9 protein-coding genes are annotated in these 19,954 nt (G+C 37.0%); 1 reads left to right on the forward strand and 8 read right to left on the reverse strand.

The window, feature by feature from the left end; all coding sequences use genetic code 11:
• Positions 1–8: 8 nt before the first annotated feature.
• From Q0992_RS13535 to Q0992_RS13555, 5 genes are all read right to left on the reverse strand, one after another.
• Entirely contained in the window at positions 9–8,231 is an 8,223-nt protein-coding gene (locus Q0992_RS13535) for a T9SS type B sorting domain-containing protein (RefSeq protein ID WP_299525399.1), read from the reverse strand.
• A 65-nt stretch (positions 8,232–8,296) separates the two neighbouring features.
• Complete coding sequence (locus Q0992_RS13540) at positions 8,297–10,966, reverse strand: PorP/SprF family type IX secretion system membrane protein (RefSeq protein ID WP_299525402.1); 2,670 nt, start codon at positions 10,964–10,966, stop codon at positions 8,297–8,299.
• 1 nt (position 10,967) lies between these two features.
• Positions 10,968–12,437 carry a gliding motility-associated C-terminal domain-containing protein gene (locus tag Q0992_RS13545; RefSeq protein WP_299525405.1) on the reverse strand — a complete coding sequence of 490 codons (1,470 nt, stop codon included), beginning with the start codon at positions 12,435–12,437 and terminating at the stop codon, positions 10,968–10,970.
• 52 nt (positions 12,438–12,489) lie between these two features.
• Positions 12,490–13,812, reverse strand: a complete 1,323-nt coding sequence (locus tag Q0992_RS13550; RefSeq protein WP_299525408.1) for a hypothetical protein — start codon at positions 13,810–13,812, stop codon at positions 12,490–12,492.
• A 254-nt stretch (positions 13,813–14,066) separates the two neighbouring features.
• On the reverse strand, positions 14,067–14,537 hold the full coding sequence (locus Q0992_RS13555; protein ID WP_299525411.1) for a hypothetical protein: 471 nt from the start codon (positions 14,535–14,537) through the stop codon (positions 14,067–14,069).
• 429 nt (positions 14,538–14,966) lie between these two features.
• Between Q0992_RS13555 and Q0992_RS13560 the strand changes: the two genes are divergently transcribed.
• Positions 14,967–15,551 carry a hypothetical protein gene (locus Q0992_RS13560; RefSeq protein ID WP_299525413.1) on the forward strand — a complete coding sequence of 195 codons (585 nt, stop codon included), beginning with the start codon at positions 14,967–14,969 and terminating at the stop codon, positions 15,549–15,551.
• A 106-nt stretch (positions 15,552–15,657) separates the two neighbouring features.
• Here Q0992_RS13560 and Q0992_RS13565 read toward each other — a convergent pair whose 3' ends face one another.
• From Q0992_RS13565 to Q0992_RS13575, 3 genes are all read right to left on the reverse strand, one after another.
• Positions 15,658–16,716, reverse strand: a complete 1,059-nt coding sequence (locus Q0992_RS13565) for a hypothetical protein (protein ID WP_299525416.1) — start codon at positions 16,714–16,716, stop codon at positions 15,658–15,660.
• 17 nt (positions 16,717–16,733) lie between these two features.
• Complete coding sequence (locus Q0992_RS13570; protein ID WP_299525419.1) at positions 16,734–18,968, reverse strand: AAA family ATPase; 2,235 nt, start codon at positions 18,966–18,968, stop codon at positions 16,734–16,736.
• A 12-nt stretch (positions 18,969–18,980) separates the two neighbouring features.
• On the reverse strand, positions 18,981–19,954 hold a 974-nt coding region (locus Q0992_RS13575; RefSeq protein WP_299525421.1), incomplete at its 5' end, for a hypothetical protein.

A 19,954-nucleotide genomic window follows, 5' to 3' on the forward strand; every position in this document is an offset into this window, starting at 1 on the left:
GATTTAGCTTACCTGTATAATGTAAAATGTCCAACAAATTCTCTATCAACGTTAGGGTCGTTCGTTTTAACAACAAACCAATAATCTCCAGTAGGTAATTCATGACCATTATATCTTCCGTCCCATACTTCTCCAACGCGATACGTAGCGACTTTACGTCCATAGCGATCAAAAATATCAAAGGTTAGGTTTGGATAATTCTGTGTACATCCTGGCGCCCAAGTATCAAATTCCCCATCGCCATTTGGTGTAAACCAATTTGGGATACAGATATCTACAAATTCAAGCTCTATTTGTGCTTCGGCAAAGCAACCATTGCTATCCGTAACAACAATGGTATAAATACCTGTTTCGTAGATTAAGAAGGTATTATCACTTCCATAATCTTCACCATTCATGGTAAATGTGTAGTCACCTGTACCACCTGAGGCATCGGCTATGATTTCATTAATTTCACCTTCCGATAATGCTAAGGTCACAGGATCGTATGGATCTATATCAAAGAATTCTGTATTAACGATACAACCGTTAGTATGCCTTACGCTTATATAGTGATCCAAGCCAACAGGAACGTCAGTAAATACATTACTTAACTGATATGGCCCGCCGTTTAATGAGTAATCTAAATCATCCAAGTCAACAGTAGATTCATCAACAGTGACGGTAACTACATTACTTAGATTGTTATCTTCACAAACAGATTCTATCAATAATTCTGGATTTATGCTTACAGATTCTGGGAACGTAATATTCCATTCAGATTCGCAACCTTCAGCATCTCTTATATAAACAATATGATCGCCACCAACTAGATTGGTGAAGTCAAACTCCGTTTGTGTTGGACTTCCAGTAGTATATGGACCATCATAGTTATCCAAGCTAACGCTATATGGCATATTTCCGCCAGAAATATCTATACTGAATTCACCATTAGCATCACCTTCACAGAGTTCTGGGAAGAACGAATCGCTTATAATGGTAATAAGCACTGGCTCTGGACTTAAAATTGTAAAATCGAAAGTCAAATAACATCCCAGTTGATCCTGTACAATAACCGTGTAATCACCAGCCGCTAAATTTTCAAACACATTAGTATCAAAGAATTGATTTAATTGTGGTGAGATGGCATATTGAATAGTTCCCGTTCCACCATTAGCTGTAACTTCAACAAAACCATTATCATTACCAGTACAGGTTACATTGTTTACGGCTATTGTAGCCTCCAACTGTGTCGTTGGTTCAGTAATAGTTATTGGAGCTGTAGTCGTGCTACAATCACCACTTTCTACCATCACCATATAATCGCCAGCAACTAATCCTGCGAAAAATCCTGGGGTATCCTGTGTAGCATTAACAGTGTTGCCCAAGCCATCTTGCAAGGTGTAACTATAATTTCCTAATCCGCCTTGGGCCGTGGCTATTATTGATCCGGTATTGTCGCCCGCACAATTGATAGATGGATTAGAAGATTCTAGATTTAGAACCAACTCTGGAAGCGGATCAATCGTAATTTCATTGGATACATTAGAAATACAACCATTGGTATCCCTAACATAATACGCATAAGTTCCTTCAGGTACAGCGAATGTTGTTGAAGTGCTAAAACTACCCAATACGGTTGCAAATGTACTTGTAGTACTATACTCGTATGGACCTGTTCCGCCTGAAGCACTTAAGGTTAAAGTAGATTCAATAAAACAAGTTTGTGTAGATGCTCTAACCAAATCCACATCAAGTGGAGTAGGGTCCGATATTACAATATCCAATGAGGTCATCTCACAGTCAAATCCATCAGTTATGGTAATGTTATACGTGCCAGCACCTAAATCATTAAACACATTTGAGGTTTGTGGACCAGAAGAACTAACTACTGGTGCGATTGTATTTAATGTATACGAATAATTGCTGCCTTGTCCACCAGAAACCATATCTACTGTAATACTCGCATCTTGGTCTCCGAAACAAGCTAAAACAGTGGTGCTAGCCGTAAATGTCGCAGTTATCGGATTAGGCTCGTTAAGTGTTATTGTTTCTGATGCGAGGCAACCTTCTGAATCTCTTACCGTTACTGTATATGTTCCAGCAGATAAATCTGAGAATACATTGTTACTCGAATATGCTGAAGTTGCATCTCCACTTAACTCATATTCATAATTTCCCCAACCACCATCTGCAATAGCTGTTATAGTACCTTGGTTATTATCACAGGTGACATTAGATGTTTCTGTTAAGCCCAAAGTTAGATTTTCTGTTGGTGATGTTATCACGATGTTTCCTGTATTAGTACAGAAAGGAAAATCGGTCTGGGTAATCGTAACCGAAAAGGTTCCTGATTGCAGACCAGTTACAGTCAACGGATTTGTAGATGTATTTGCGTTTACAACTCCTGTAACCGAAGCTCCTAAACTATCAAAAACTTCATAAGTATAAGCACCTGAAAAATTAGAAATATCAATATCAAAAGCACCTGTATTATCACCGAAACACACTGTATTAGAAGATGTTAAGTTGAATAATGGAAGTATAGCTTCAGGTACTGAAATTGTTGTTTCACTGGTACATAATAGTACGGTATCCGTAATTGTAATGGTATAAATACCAGAAGGAACACCTGCAAATACATTTCCACTTAGACTGATTGAAGCAGGATTTGGTGATATGCTATACGTATAAGAACCAGAACCTCCAGAGCCTGTTACTATAATTTCACCATCATCATTGTTACATGATGGTAAAGCTGTTGCATCTGCTATGATATCTATTGGCCCATCGATATCTATTGAAATTAAATCACCACAACCATTGGCATCTTGTATTTCTATAGTATGAGTACCAGCAAATAAGTTAGAAATTGTAAATGGAGCTGTTTGTACTTGAAACGCACCTCCATCAATGCTATAACTGTATGGCGGAGTTCCAGGAATATCGAGTGTAACATCTATCGCATAATTACCATCTGTAATTTCACAAGTATTATTGACTGTCGCCGAAATAGTTGGAGAATCGTCCATATCAACAATAGTTACAGGGCTACTCACAATACAACCAAAGGCATCCAATACATGGACATAGTAACTACCAGCATCAACATTAAACGCCCTTGCAGAATCCCATCCTGCATCAGTGGCTAATGGAGCTGTAGGTGTTGTTGTGATTTGATAGTCATAAGGTGCTGTTCCGTTTTGGCCAAAAGCACTAATAACACCTGAATTCGGATTACAATTCGCATTTTGGTTAACAGAAACGGTTAAATCTAGTGGTGCAGGTGACTCTAAAATCTCAAAAATTTGAGATGCGGTTTCACAACCATTGAAAGCTCCTGTTCCATTTTCAGTGAAGACAAGGTAATATTGCCCAGGAGTTAATGTTCCAGGATTTGGCGTTGTTACGGTCTCTGGCACTCCAAAAGTTACAGGTATATTCGTCGGACCATTAACTAATTGATTGTCTAAAGCTGTATAAATTGAATAGTCTACAGAAGTTGTGGTACTATCAAAATTGTCTATAGTAAAGGTAACACTACCATCTGCAGCACCTAAACAGGTTACATTATTAGGCGCAACGGTTGATGTTAATGTTGAAGCGGGATCTATTGCAAAATCTGCAGGTTTTACAAAATAACAATCCGTCACCAAATCATGAACCACAAAAGTGTAAAGTACGCCAGGAATTAAGTTGGTAAATGTTCTGACATTACCACCAGGTGTATCTGGTGGGAAATATGTCGATGTATAAGGAATTGTATTGAATTCTAAAATACCAAACTCGTAACTACCACTTCCAACTGCGGATACCGCAGTAACTTGAGCAACACCACCTGTCGTACAATCTGGTACTGAGATATTAACATTAATGATTAAGTCTGATGGCGGGGAAGCCATAGTTATTTGTTGTGATAAACTACAGCCATTGGCATCTACAACATTGATGGTATAGATACCAAAATTGATGATATTAAAGGTATGGTCTTCGTTTGAAGTTGCATTGTAGGGATTGCCAGCAATGACATCCCCAAAATTATTTGAGATATAATAGGTAAAAGGAGCGGTGCCACCAGTCACATTTTCAATAGTAATTGAACCTAATGAAGAACCACCAGGATTAGTACATGTAATATCGGTTTTAGTCAAATCAAAATTAATAGCATCAGGTTCAGAGAGAGTAATTGTTTCAGTTGTGAAACAAGAGTTTGCATCTGTAATGGTTATGGTGTAAGTACCAGCTGGTAAACTTGTAGTCTGAGTACCGTAATTTGTTCCAGTGGTGTCATTATTAACATTAATCGTAAAGGGAGGTGCTCCGACTGTATCGTCAATAGTAATATCTATAGCACCGTTAGCGTCACCATTACAAAGAATAGGTTGACCTTCTACAACAGCACTGAATGCAGGCGGTGTAATAGGATTCACTGTAATTACTGATGATTCGGCAGTACAACCGTTAGCATCTGTAATCTGGAATTGGTACGTGCCTGCCGTTGATGTGTTATAAGTAAATATTGCACTTGTCGAGCCTAAAGACGTATAAGCAGCACCATTGATAGAAACTTCGTAAGTGTAAGGAGCTGTACCTATAATAGTTCCAGTCAGTTCCGCATCAGGTGTAGCAGTACAATCCAAACCTTCCGTTAAAACCACATTTACTGTTGGAGTAGGGATTGAATCAATTGTATAAGATTCACTGTAAACACAATCATTTTCGTCCCTGACCTGGAATGTGTAGGTGTCAGGAACCAATCCCGTAAATACATTTGAGGTTTGATACGGAGTAGCGGCAGTGGCTGGAGCAATGATTTGATATTCTAATACACCTGAGCCACCAACGACATTGGATATAGTAACATCGCTAGTTAATGCAGGGCATAGAACAGGAGTATTCGTAAATTCTAGATCTGTTGGCGGGTTTAAAGCGTCAATCGTTATTTCATTTGTTACTGCTGTACATATATTAGTATCTCTAATAATTATGGTATAAGAACCTTGTGTTAATCCTGTAAACACATTACTTGTTTGAAAATTAATACCATCTATACTGTATTCATAAGGAGGATTTCCACCAGATACTCCAGTAACGGTAATCGTACCTGTGGTGTTACACGTAAAAGGAGCCGATAATTCAGCAGTACCAGAGATGGCTATTTCTTCAATTATAGTTACGGTTTGTGGAGTTGTTGTACATACAGAAGGGCCTAAAGTATATTCTAATACAACGTCGTAATCACCGGCAACCAAGCCAGTAAACACATTAGAGTTTGTAAAGTTTGTACCTCCATCAATACTGTAGACGATGCTATTTCCGTTCGGATTGGTTACGTTTATAGTGATGGTTCCCGTATCTCCGGTACCACCACATAAGATATCGGTTGTCGTTATATTGAATTCAGGTGATGGAATATCATCTACAGTAATCGTAGTATTGGCTTCACAATTATTAGAATCCACAACTAAAATATCAAAGGTACCAGGTGCAGTAACTTCTATTTGCGGGACCGTTTGAAAATCTGTGGACCCATTAATAAAATAAAAGTAGGGTGGAGTACCACCTTCGGGATAAATGGTGATTTCTCCATTTGTACAGCTTAAAGGGGTTGTTAATGCAGCTGTAACCGTTAATAGAGGTGGTTCAACAATGGTGACATCTTCAGAATAAAGACAGCCATTTTCAGTTTCAACCGTAACCGTGTACGTTCCTGTGTTTAGATTATCGAATAAATAGGTGTTCTCTATAATTGGCCCAACGGTATTAACTAAGGTTCCTCCTTCACTTATGGTAAAGGTGTACTGAGGATCGACATCATTAGCTGCCAATTGTATACTACCTCGCTCTCCAAAGCAGAGCGGTTGAGAAATTGTTGACGTTACCGAGAAGTCTCTATCCCTAATAAGTACATCTGGAACCGAAAAAATACATGGGTTAGTTGGCACTCCGATTTGTCTTACATAAACGGAATAAGTACCAGGAGTGGTAATGGTAAATACATTACTTGTTTGAAAGTTAACACCATCAATACTGTATTCATATCCAGAAGGCACATCATTAACAGTAATACTTCCATTGGTGCTACAAATAATATCGGTTGAAACCACCGTAGGCACCAATAAGTTTTGATAAACATTAAAATAGAATTGATTAAAGCAGCCTCCAGGATAATTAATGGTTAAGCGGAATTGTCCAGCAGCATTTGCTAAAAAATCTGGTCCTGTAGCGACTTCGTTCCATGTACAACTAGGATCTTCATTAGCACAATCAGGATCGGAAACTGCGGCACAACTCGATTCATCCAATTGTTCCCAAATAATGGATATGGAATCGGAAATGTTTGTTTCGATAAATCTTGAATCATTCGCACCACATAAAAATATGTTAGGTAGTAGTTTTCCATCATTAGGACAGGTGACAACTTCATCTGCGTATGGTATAACAGGATTATCTACATTACCCCCAAACAGTTCCACTTCATACACTTGTTCAATAGATTGGCAAGGCGCTATGGCATTATTGAATGAATAGTAGGTTCCAGTTGATGTAACGGTAATGGTCTGCGTATTACCTATGACAGGAGTTCCTGATGGGTTTGTTGACCAAGTATAGGAATCGTAACCATCTGCCGCGGTTAGCTCAACACTATCACCACATAAAATCACTTCTTCAATAAATTCACAGTCCAAATCCGCTAAAAAGTTAGTAGCCTGAGGTGATAGTAAACAGCCTGTATTACTATTTAAACTCGGGTCATCAGTAATTTGAAATGTCGGGTTGAAAAATCCATTATAAGTCGCAAAGGCTTGATTATTGATAATGTTAGAACACGCGTCAGCTAGTTCACCACATGTATCTACAACCTGTACTTCAATTCTAATTTCATAGCGTGGATCATCTTCTTCTACTAAAGAATTGTCAATATCAAAAACAAGCTCTCGTGTTACTGGATCATAACTAGCCACTGTGACACCAGGAGGTAAGATTAAATCCGTTGGATGGTTATAAATAATATTGATAGGGAGAATATCCCGTATTTGGAAATTTGTGGCATTGTCATTACCAATATTTTGAAAACCAATAACATAGTTGAGCGGTGCGCCAAGATTTACAAGCTGACCTCCAATATCATTTCCAGTATCGTCTTCAACAATTTTTGTAAGAACAATATCCGGTTCAATGATTTCGACGGCAAATGCAAAGAAGTAGGGGAAATAGGTGTCGCCACTTGTCTCTAACCGTATAGTTCCAGAGGTGGCATCATTAGCAATGACTGAGTTACCTGGATTCGGGATGGCAATCGTACCTGTATCAAAACCAAGTGTGTTAGTACTATTTGGTACACGATTGTTTACTGGAGTTGCATCCAATCGGGTTACTGAACTATTAAAGAAGTTAGCAACAGGTCTATCGGTTGTTGATAAACTGACGCCATTTAATCTTAAGCGATCACCTAAAATTGGACTATCACCTTCAAGTGTGGCGAATGCAAAATTAGCTCTCACTGGAGCAGGGGCAGGAACTGTTCTAAAGCCATCTACTGGAATATCTAAATTTGGATTTCCACCAGGAACACTAATAGCACTGAAACCATCAAAACTTGTGATGGACTTACCAGGTAGGGTAGGATCTTCATAGACAATGAATAACGACCAACCCGCGGATTGCCCAGTACCATTAAAAGGGGTAAAATTAGCGGTTTCACCTAAGCCAGAAGATACATTAGCAACCGTATAAGTTCCTAAATCTGCTCCCGAACCAAAACTTGTTACAATATTAGTTACGTCCGCAAAACAAGCATAAGAAAAACTATCACCACCATCTATGGTCGTTCCGTTGGCGTCAAAAATCAAAGTTCCTGTGATATCATTGTATCCACCAGAAGGTCCTCTGAGCTTTACTTCGGTAATAGGTTCGTTTCCAGGGTTTACTGCTCCCCAATACAACCCTGCATATATAATCTGATAACAATTTGGGTTTGGTATTACTAAATCTGCACTTGATGAACTAAATGTTGAAGGATCTCCATCAATGTCGATATATTGCATGTTAACATTATGATTGAAGATACTTCCATCATTAAATGGATCATTACTAGGACCAAGAATATTATTCCCAATTAAAACAATGTCACCCTTTAAATCTTCATTGAATCTTGGTGTAAATGGCACATAATTTTGTGCATAAGTTGCCACGCTAAAGCATAAAGCTAAAATTGCGATTAATGCCTTTGAAAAAGTAGGTTTTTTCATGATACTCGGTTTTACTTCCTTACTATTTCTTGGGGCAATGCAATAGTAAAGAACTGCTTAACTTATTAATTTTCTATTTTCACGAGGGACATTTTTACGTTATACGGTCTATCTCCTTTAGTTTCCATTGCCTTGTTAGCGGCACTGATACTATCAAACTTGCTATAGTAAATGTAATATTTACTTGTGCTCACATCATAGAAGAAATCTACATTAGCTCGACCAGAGGCCACAACTTTGGTCAGGAATTGATTTCTCTTACTTACATCGCTATGTACAGCAATAATAAGGTAATAACCACTTTCAGTATTACTTACATTTTTCAAAATTTTAATGTTCTCACCTTGCTCTTCGCCAAAATCAAAATCGTCTGAGGTATAAGGTTTCTCTACTGGTTTGGTTGTACGTTTTATATTTTGAAGCATCGCTCTATCTTGAGCATATCGATCTGCTTCATTGTCATAAGCCGCACGCTTAATTCGTCTACGCCTCTCAAATTCAGTTGCTATTCTAATGGTTTCTAATCGTGCATCTAAACGGTCTCTAAGAAGAATTGCATCAGATTGTTCATTCGTTAAACTTTCTATTTTCTTTCTGTAATATATAGTGACTTCATCTAATTCTGTAGTCTTAAAACGTTCTTCATAAAGTGTCTTTAAGGAATCAATCTTCTCACCCTGACCTTTAATTACCTCATTTAGGTCAGACTTGATAGCTGCGAGTTTAGTGTTCTCGGCCGTCACACTTTTGAAAGGTTTCGGCTGAACGGCTATGCCCTGGTCAGAGAGGTCATTCTCCTCTTTCAAATCCTTAAGATCCTCATCTTTAATATCTACAATACTCTCAAATTCCTCTAAGAGTCGTTTTTGAGTTCTGGTAGATTTTTCGGCATCTTTTGTTAAAGAGGCAATTGATTTACCTATGTCATCTTTAGGGTTAGCAATCAATTCTTCTTTAGCTTTTTCTGCAGCTTCTGCTTTCTCTTTAGCCTGTTGCTCTGCCAACAAACGTGCCTGTTCTGCTGCTGCTTCTTTTGCCTTTTGCTCAGCAAGTTGTTTAGCTCTGGCTTCAGCCTCAACCTTTTCCTTGGCTTGTTGTTCTGCTAACAATCGTGCTTGTTCCTCAGCTTCTTCTTTAGCTTTTTGCTCGGCAAGTTGTTCTGCTCTGGCTTCAGCTTCAGCCTGTTCTTTGGCTTTTCTTTGGGCTTCTTCCTTGGCTTTTTGTTCTGCTAACAAACGTGCTTGTTCCGCAGCTTCTTCTCTTGCTTTTTGTTCAGCAAGTACTTTAGCTCTGGCTTCAGCTTCTGTTTGTTCTTTGGCCTCTTGCTCTGCTAATAGCTTAGCTTTGGCTTCGGCTTCTTCCTTGGCTTTTCTTTCTGCCTCTTCTTTAGCTTGTTGTTCTGCTAATAAACGTGCTTGTTCTGCAGCTTCTTCTCTTGCTTTTTGTTCAGCAAGTGCTTTAGCATTAGCTTCTGCCTCTGCTTGTTCCTTGGCTTTTTGTTCAGCTAGTTGTTTTGCTCTAGCTTCTGCTTGCGCTTTAGCTTTTCTTTCGGCCTCTTCCTTAGCTTTTTGTTCAGCCAATGCTTTTGCTTTTTGAGCTTCGGCTTCACGTTTGGCCCTTTCATCAGCTTCTTGTTTTGCTTTTTCCTCTGCTTGCACAAGGGCATTGGCTTCCGCTTCTTTCTTTGCTTGCGCTTGCGCTCTACGTTCTGCTGCACGTTCTCTAATACCTGCCAATTCTTCCTCAGTAGCTTTAACAATTGGACGGTTTCTTTTTCTAGAAAATAATCCGCCGACCTCTTCATCTCCGCTGTAGTCATAGCGTTTTTTAGAAATTATTCTATAGGCCAAAGTAATTTCGTGTGAAGGTCCAAACTCTACAAGCTCACCAATAGCCTTTTCTATATTATATTCTAAGGCAATATTCTTGGTGATGTTCAATCCAACACCGCCAGATACACCAAAAAGACTGTTATAACCCACCTGAAGCCATAGTCCTTTAGGAACGTTTAGTGATGCGATTCCAGAAATTATGGTCTCATCTTGTCTAAATTCAGACATTAAAATTCCTGAAAACTTGGTATCTTCAAAAAAACCGCGACCATCAAAATAGCCTGTATGCATAATATGCGCTTGTATGCTTTGTCTTGGGTCATCTTCAATCATGGATGACGTTTCAAAATTATAAAGTACTAGGTTGTTGATAGCAATACCGAAGTCCAATAATTTGGTACCGTAGTTGATTCCTGGATTTACAGTCAACAAAAAGTTTGTCGGTACATTTTGTAAGGATGGATCATCAAAATTAGTCACAATATTAGAGGTGTTTATACCACTACTATAAGCACCTACATTAAGTCCGAAGGTTAGATTGCTATCCGTATTGAGTTTTATGTTATAAGCGAAGTTCAATAAACCTCCAAAGGTTGTTAATATCCCATAATTTTGTTGAAAAGCAGCTATACCAGCACCAATATTTTCAGCAAAACGACCGGAATAACTTCCAATAAACGTCTCTGGTGCATTATCGAATTGAATCCATTCGCGCTTATTATTAAAACTGATATACTTATTCTGTTCTCTTACAAATGTGAAGGTAGGGTTAATGGCATAACGATTAAAAACCAAAGAGTTTCTTATGGGTAAATCAAAAGAAACTACTCCGTCATCTTGTTGAGCGATTAGCAAATGCAAGGAACAGCAAATAAATATAAGGATCAAGAGAGATGCTTTCATACTACTTCACTATAGTTATTGATCCTTTTTTTACGTCTCCTTCAACTGTTGTAATAATGTAATAAAACAGTTGGTTAACACTCGTTAGATTTAAATCATCTTCTGGCCAATTATTTTGGTAGTCTAAGGTTTGAAAAACTACCTTTCCCTGTTCATTAAGAATAACAATCTCTGTATTGGTACCACTAGTATATTGTAATGGCAACACCCAAGTGTCGTTAATCATGTCACCGTTAGGACTAATCACATTTGGGATATTTGGTACATCCGGAAAAGGGTCTATGCCTTGCGCAATGGTAAACTGATAAACTCTTGAACCATTACAACCTGAAGTTTCTGTAATGACAACCTCATAGTCACCTAGTTCAGTAGCTTCAAGGGTATCTTCAGTTTCCCCAATGATAAGTTCATCATTGAGATACCATTCAAATTCAGGACTCACAGCATTATTGGTAACAGTGACCGTAAGTGTTTCTCCTTCAAATAATTGATTAACCTCATCGACATTGATATCACTTAAAAACAGTTCGCTGACTAATTCTATTGAACCAGAAGCTGAGCAATCTCCTAAATCTACTTGAACCGAAAATGTACCAGACTCATTAGTTTGGTACAATTGATTTGTGGCATCAGGAATTTCTACACCATCCTTAAACCATTGATAACTGTTACCACCAATAGTACTCAACGTCGTTAGACCTTGTTCTGGGCAATAAGGATTGCCCAAACTCGATGCAATCGTTGCATCTGCTTCACCCGAAATACTGGCTTCACTTATTGTAACACGATTAGAGAAGGAATTGGATGTACAGGTACCATAATTGGTTTCCACAAAAAAGGTGCCTTCCTCACTAACGGATAGAGTAGGGCCTTCAGCAACAAAATCTGCTGTTGTTTCGCTAGTTTCTTTATACCAATTAAATGTAAGGGATGGATAATTAAGTGGTGAGTCATTATTCCCTGTTCCAGGATTATCAATGCTCAGAAGGTAACTCCCTCCTGTACAATAAGCACCAGTAGATACCAAATTATTAATCGTAAAAGGGGAGTCCTGCAACTTGTAATACGCCGCAAAAGCAACCGATGCAGAACTTGTCGCTGCTGGAGCGCTACTCTTAACTCGAATTCTATAATTCTCGCCAGATGTAGTTTCGGGTAATGTAAAATCTACCGTGGCTGGTGATGCAATAATCCAACCTGGTGATGAGGTATATACTACAACAGGTTCGGAAAAATCACCTTCACCATCAGATAATTCTATGGTGAACTGATTTGATGCTTCTAACGCAGATTCTGGTGAAAAGACAAATGTGGCACTAAATGAGTTAAAAGAGTCACTCGCACATGCCTGACTAAACCCTAGTGTAGGTTGGCCAATAACGATTTGTGCATAGACTTGTTCTTGAAAAAGAAAAGCTACAACAAGGCAAAACGTAATTAGCAGTTTATTTGGTTTAGTAGTTTGGGGCATGTTTTTTGATCCGTAATTTTATTCGATAGGCTGTGGTATTAATTAGGGTTAACTAATCGTCATCATCATCGTCGTCAATGAAATCATTTGAAGCAATAATCCTATTTACTTGTAATCTAAAATCTGGATGTCTGCTGTTTTTAACGTCTATAAACGTTTCAGCATCAGAACTTTTGGCATATAAGTTGTCAAATGCTCGGCTACCATACCAGCTTTCCAAATCATCATTATTAGTATACCCTTTTCTGAAAATATTTCCTTTACAATTGTTGAAATACGTTCTAGTAAACTGAATTTTTTCTAGATTTTCATTGTTGAGTTTAATCTTATCATCGAGTATTACTGCTGGGTAAAACCCGGAAATAACACTTTTATTTATGGCAAACGAGACATCAGCACCGATGTATATAGCTTCTTGTACCAATCCTATTTCCATATCCGATTTTATATCATTAGAAACATTTACTAAGGTTAAGTTTTCGGTATTTACAAAGGTTTGTCTCTTAGATGTATCTGTTTCTTCTTTGTTATCATAAGACTTAACAACCATACAACGAGATCCATTTGCACTGGACACATATGGTGATCGTATTGCCAACGAGTTGATTAATTGGCATTGTGTACCATAATTAAATTCATAATCATTGCTATTAGATCTGTAAGACACTAATTTCTCTAGGATTACTGACCCACCAAGAATATTGAATGCATTCCCAGCGCTATAGCTGGCCATTACATTTTCAATAATAGTCTGATTACCAACTCCTGCCAAAGTCAAGGCGTTAAAATAGCCATGTGTTTTGGTTCTCTTGCCAGCAAACTCAATTCTTACATATTTTAGAATTCCAGAGTCACTTTCTGGATTAACACCACCATAAGCAATGTTTTCATTTGATGGTGGGCGTAAGCCATAGTTTAAGGATGCTAACTCCCCGTAGGTATTTAATGGTGCATCGCCTAAAATGAATATGCCGCCCCAATCACCAGGTTTTTTATTGTCTCTACTCGATGTAAAAACAATTGGATCGGTTTCGGTACCTTTAGCGGTTATTTTTGCCCCCTTACTGATAATTAAGGAAGCCTTTGAATCAAAATCACCAATGATTTTAGTTCCTGGCTCTATGGTTAATGTTGCACTGTCTGTTACAAAAACATCACCCAATAGAAGGTAAACATCTCGCTTTAATAATTTTGTATCCTTCGTGATTTTTCCACTCAAAATTTGGGTAGGTTCACCATAATCGGGTTGACTAGGTTTAAACTCAGTCCATGAATTCAGCCAATTGTTATAGCCAATTATTCCTTTCTCTTGTTGTGCAAAACAATTGCTTAACACTAATAGAAAAATAAGCGCGGTTTGAATATAATTTTTCATAGTAGTTAAATTCGTTTATTTAGATTTTAAGGGTTTTTTACTAATAGCCTCAAACATAGGAATAAATCCTATGAAATACAAGAAAATATCGATGAAATACACTTTTTATGAATCTACTTGTTACTTTTCTTACAATAAAGTTAAAATAATGAGCAAAAATTACTGCATTAAATTATTAATCTATTGCTAATCAACAAATTGAAAACAAAAAAAACCTCGCTATTTAGCGAGGTTTAAAACATAAACTTTTCTATCTAATTTTCTCTAAAATCATTATAGGTATGAAGTGCTTTTAATGTCGATTCGTAAAATAATATGGCTGCTATTAAATCGTTGGTGTCAGAATAGGGTAATATCTTGGTTTGAAACTCAACAGTACTTTCAAAATAATCGTCAGAAGCTTCCTTATTATTTTCTAAAGCTTTTTTGTTTTCTTTAGTCTCTGGAATACCTAAAGATTTCATCGTTATACCTGGTTTAGTGGCAAAGGCTATATTTGGTAAAATATTAACGATAACTTCAATGCGCTCTATATATAAGGTCAATAATTCACCTTTAGACATTTCATCTAATTGTTCGCGACTGTGGTATTTGGAAATATTAACTTTACCACTAATGATACTCAATGAATTATCCTTTTTCTTTTTAGACGCATTATCCTGGGCATTGCCAATTCCCATTATAAGGAAAAATAGTGCACCAAATAAAGTAAGTTTAGCTTTCATATTTATAGTTTTGATTTGGACTAACGGAGACAAATCTATATAAAATAATAAGAAAAACAACAAAATTCCACCTTTTTTTGTGAAAAATTTTAACACTCTAAGTGTAAAAAAATCGGATAAACTGCGTATTTACTGGATAAAATACATATTTCACCGATGAAATACTTTTCTTCATTTTCATTTTTTAAAGTGAATATTTGTGCAAAAAACTGACTGTTTTCTATGTTTTCTTTTTAGCAATTTTTGTCGCTTTATAACATTTTGTTTTAGTTTGGGGAATTGTAATTAACTACAATCTATTTGTGTGTATTTTATCGTCATTTTTTGCATTTATCTTCATTTTATCGCAAAATTTTGACATTTATATGATTTTTAAGGGATTAGGGATTTTTTGAAAGACTTTTGGCTGAACCCAAATCTTATCTACTCATGAAAAATCTTATCATTGCATTCTGTTTGATATGTTTCTACAGTGCCATTAATCCGTTAAGTGCACAGGACAGTCCTATTTATGATAGGGCAGAAGACCAGTTGAGTCATACAGATACTATTCCAGATTTTAGATCAAAGGTCAATAAGTTAAAGCTAACAGGTGTAATTTATGAAAGCGATGGTGTAACTCCAGCTAAAGATGTGATTGTTTATATTGAACAGCCCAACGAAGATGGTGATTTTGATTTGAGAAAATCAGGCGATCAACGCTATGTATTCCACAGAAGCTGGGTGAAGACTGATGCCAATGGGAGATATACATTCTATACGTTCGTTCCTGGTGGTGATAGACGTTATAATCAAATGCAGCAGATTTTCCCTATCATAAAGGAAGCTTCAAAAGCAGAACAACAATTAGAGTCGCTATTGTTTGATGACGACCCTCTATTGACAAAGCGTTGCAGAAAGCAATTAACAAAGCGAGGGAACACAGGAAGAATTCTAACTACAAAAAAAGAAAATGGCATTCTTGTAGCCAAAAAAGATATTGTATTGTCTGAACATACTGAACCGATAAAGTAAGTCAACATGATCAATTAATTAACCGCAAAAGCCCTGAACTAATAGTTAGGGCTTTTACTTTACTATTATATGAAATAAATAATGGTCGAAAATAGTCTTAGTGTTCTTAATTTAAAAGGCCTTCCTTGGTAAGACCAATAGCTTCCAAGCCTTCCTTTTTAAAAAAATCATTGATTACAACATCTTTTTGCGCCAAATATTGTGCTCCCGGCAAAAACATCTGCTTTATGATATCTTTTAGTTCCAAAAAATCATCTTTTATGGATTGCTTTTCATCGGGATCATCTTCATTGATTAAATTTATTATAGTATTCTTTATACCTACTAATAATCCTTTGAGTGTAGTTCCTTCTTGACGACGCCAAATTCTAAGCTGTTCTCTATTTAAGGCATAGGCTGGAATAGAAGCTTCACCTTTTAAACTTGGCTCATTTTGATCATTTAGCTTTGCTACAACACGTCCGTCTAGCAAAAATTCTAAATGGTCGGCAGGATTTTCACGACAGGGATCAATAAGCAGACGGTCTGCTTCCTCAGCACTAACTAGCTCATGATGATTTCGAATACGATTGGTAATCACCGGAAAACGATTCTTTTTTCCAACAGCAGTAGGTTCTACTTCATCTGGAATCATTTGTTTGGTCTTACGATTACATAAAGGACAAGACCATAACAGATTATCCCAATCGGCACCTAGCCAATAGTAACCTGGATAAATCAAATCCTCATCCACCTGATTGGTGAATGGGTTTATGGCAGCCTTTGGTCTGAAATGTTCAATGTCTGGTGGTGTGACATGGGTAAACTTACTTTCACAGTAAGCGCATTTGTCGTTAAAAATCTCCTTTAAATGCTCTTTTAGTTTATCATTCTTGTAAACGGTGAATTTTATGTTCGATTTATCCGTGATTTTTTTATTGTTGTTGAAATTATTGAGATCTGCAAAAAATGCAATAGCTTTGAGTGTTTCCACTTCAGCCCTTGTAAATTTGGCTCCAGAGTCTAGTCGCTCTAATATACTTGCATAATTGGGGTCATTCTTGTCAATAAGGTTTTTCAAAGTATTACGTAACATATTGGCCTTATCAAGATTCCTGTCAAGTTTGGTGTTCTTGGTACTATAAATTGATATTTTAGGTCGTGATGGACGATGAATTTGTATCATAAATAGTCAAATCGATGTTAACTCGTTCCCCATAGGTTTTTAATCTCTTCTAATTTGTCTTGTTTTAAGGATTCTAAGTTCTCCTTTAAATTGCCTTGAGAATCATCTTGGTATTTATCCTCTATCACCTTATAAGCAATGATTTCACTCACAGTATCCCCAAGAAGCGTATTTGGTCGCAATTGACCTGTGTCTGCATCTACAATAAGATCATCCTTTAGGAGTACTTTGAGTTCCTCAAATCTGTTATTCTCTTCCCTTGAGCGTTTTCGACGTATCGATTGCAATTGATTGAACTCACTAAATAATTCTTCTAATTCGGGATCCAAAGTTGTATGTAACCCAAAGACAGACGTGAGTAATTGCCCTACTCGCATGCGTTTAGGAGACGGTAAGTTGGTTATCATCTCAATTTCTTTATTTTCATCGAGTTTCATAAGTATAACTTCCCCTTGCTCTAATCCTCGTAGACATAAAGGTTCATGTGTGGCGATAATAAAATTGATTCCTGAAAAGGTCTTCCGAAGCGCATCAATGATACGCATTTTCCAACGTGGATGTAAATGGACCCCAATTTCATCAACCAAGACAATACCTTGTGCATTAAAAATGGATGGCCAAATTTGTCCAAAGCCCATCATTATATCGAGTGCTAGCGCTAGAATGGCCTTATAACCTGCGCTCAAATCGTCTAATGGTATACCTTCTTTGTTGGGATATAACTTAAGGCTTACAAACTTATTGCCATTTTCGTCTTCTTCAGGATAAAAGTATTGGTCTTTATTTAGTGAGAGTAAATCTGCCAAACTTCTAGCTATCTCGGGAAATAATTTTTCATCATTGATTTTTTCAGTCAGCCATTTATTACCATTGAGCAGTAGTTCTAAAGGATTAAACAAATTATCTACAAACATGAAATCCTTATCCTCAAAATCTAGTTCTTCAGAAAATAAACGAGTGGCACCATAAGCACGTACAATCAATTGCGGTGCTTTGGGTGTTACACTGAACTTTTTGGATGATTTACTAAATGTTAAGGTTATAGGGTTTTTACGATCATTTAAATAGACTCTTACCGATCCACTTTTGGCTTTAGTATTTCTATTTACAAATTTCGACGCATTTAAATTGAGTTCATCTAGACGTTCTTGTCCAGCCAAAGTGAGTGCTATAGCTTGTAAAATAGTACTCTTGCCTGTACCATTCTCTCCCAATAGTGCCATCCACGGTTCTTTTGTTGATTCATTTTCAGCAAATTTGAGCTCTAAATCTTCAATAATTTTAAAGTTCCTAATTCTAACCTTAGTAATCCAGCGGCTTTGACCAAAATATTCGTTCCTATTCTTAGCACTTAATTTATCCAAGGAATAGAACTTTCGCGATGGTTGCTTTGTTTGAACATTAGCTTTAAAAATTTCTGGGGAAGCTTCTGATTCCGCAATTGCATCTCCCAAATATTCTTGATAAAATGGTAAGTAATCTGGAACTTGACCTTTATAAAAGTCTAAGAGTTTATCGGCAAAGTTTCCCCATTTGCAGGCTAAATAAGGACTCTCAGGTCTTAACATGCTCGATATTAATTTTTTACTTTCCTCGAATTCTTTATTCTGATCAGATTTTGAAAAGTAACTGTAGGATTGTAAAGCATTTTCTAGTCGTTTTATTGATGTACGCCTAGATTTGAGAAGTTCATTTCTATTAAGCCCAAGTATTTTAATGGTCCTATTTCCTCTTTTGGTTAGTCCAACAGCACGTTCCATGTTATATCCAATATGCTGAATCGCGAAATCCTCCCGTTGACAAGGATCCAATAAAAGTGGTTTTTCTATGGATAGATCTCCCATAATATCTGCTCGAGCACCTTCTACCGGAAAATTATTTCGCTTATACCTTCTATTACAAATAGTGCATGAAAAATACATATTATACCATTCATAGGCCAACCACCAATAATGATCTGGATCGAAAGAACCATCTGTATTCATGGCTCCTGCTTTAGGTCGGAACAAATCATTATCGCCAGAACTAACCGCTGTAATATGGTTTTCGCAGTAAGCACATTTACCATTAAATAAGGTCTTCAGTGTTTCCCTTACTTCCTTATCGTTCACAAATGGATGGAATTTATAGCGCCTAAAATCACTTTTAACATCTTCCATATGAAAATAGCGCATCTTTTCAAACGCTTTTAGAGCTAAATCCGACTCTAGAATTTCTGGTTTATTTACGGTATTTCGATCTACATAAATCATGGGATGTATAAATTAAAGTCGTGATAAATAATTATGTGTGTTTTCCCTAGCAATAAGGTCGAAACTTTCTTCATCAATTGCTGCCTGTGTCTCGATAAAAAGATCTTTATCAGAATTATGATTGCGTACCACATAAAAATCTGTACCATAAAGTACATGACTGCGTAAACGATTTCTACCTGTAAGATGGGATGCTTTTTTATTCGGAGAAACTTCCGCAGTATAGGCTTGCATCTCTACATCGTAATTGTCAGCTTTCTCTAAAGTTTTGCGCAACAACGGATAAATAGAAGGTTTGCTAATAATATAACTTAAATCGGCATAAATATTCTCGTAGCGCATTAGCAGGCTGGTAATAATGGAATACCAATCGGTATCGTGCCAGAGGCTATTGATCTTATCCCAAGAAAAATTGCCTTCACTATTTTGCATAAAATCAATGCCAGTATCTGGATTTGTAATAATTGAACGTGCGTAAACATCACGATCGGTTTCCAAATATTTTGTCCATTCGTCTTCGCCACCATAATGTGCCATGCAGAGTTTAAGATTACTTAAGCTAAAGTCTAGTGAAGTCTTATCTTTTTTATACCCAAACAAATCTTGTGTTTCTTTTGAAGCTGTTGCAAGAACATCTTTTAAAAAACGCTCTTCATACAAACAGAGGTAGTTCATGGGATGTGTAAAATTGAATTGAAAATCAACATTCTTCTGCTGAGGCAATAGCATAGCAATTGGATCATGGAGGTTTCGGTTGTTGTAATACTGCTTAAATACAGGGTGGAGGTTCCATTCCCGTTTCTTTTTACCACGATAATAGATAATACCAATAACGCAATGCGACATAATTGGGATATTATTTTCTGAGGCATATCGCCATAAGGGTAAAAGATGCACATCAAATGGATAGTAGCCTAGTGCAGGATAAATCTTGAAGCCACTAAATTTTCGGTCTTCCATGTAGGTCTTTACAAAACAGGGCTTGA

Origin of the sequence: Winogradskyella sp. (assembly GCF_028289625.1) — a bacterium.
GTDB lineage: Bacteria > Bacteroidota > Bacteroidia > Flavobacteriales > Flavobacteriaceae > Winogradskyella.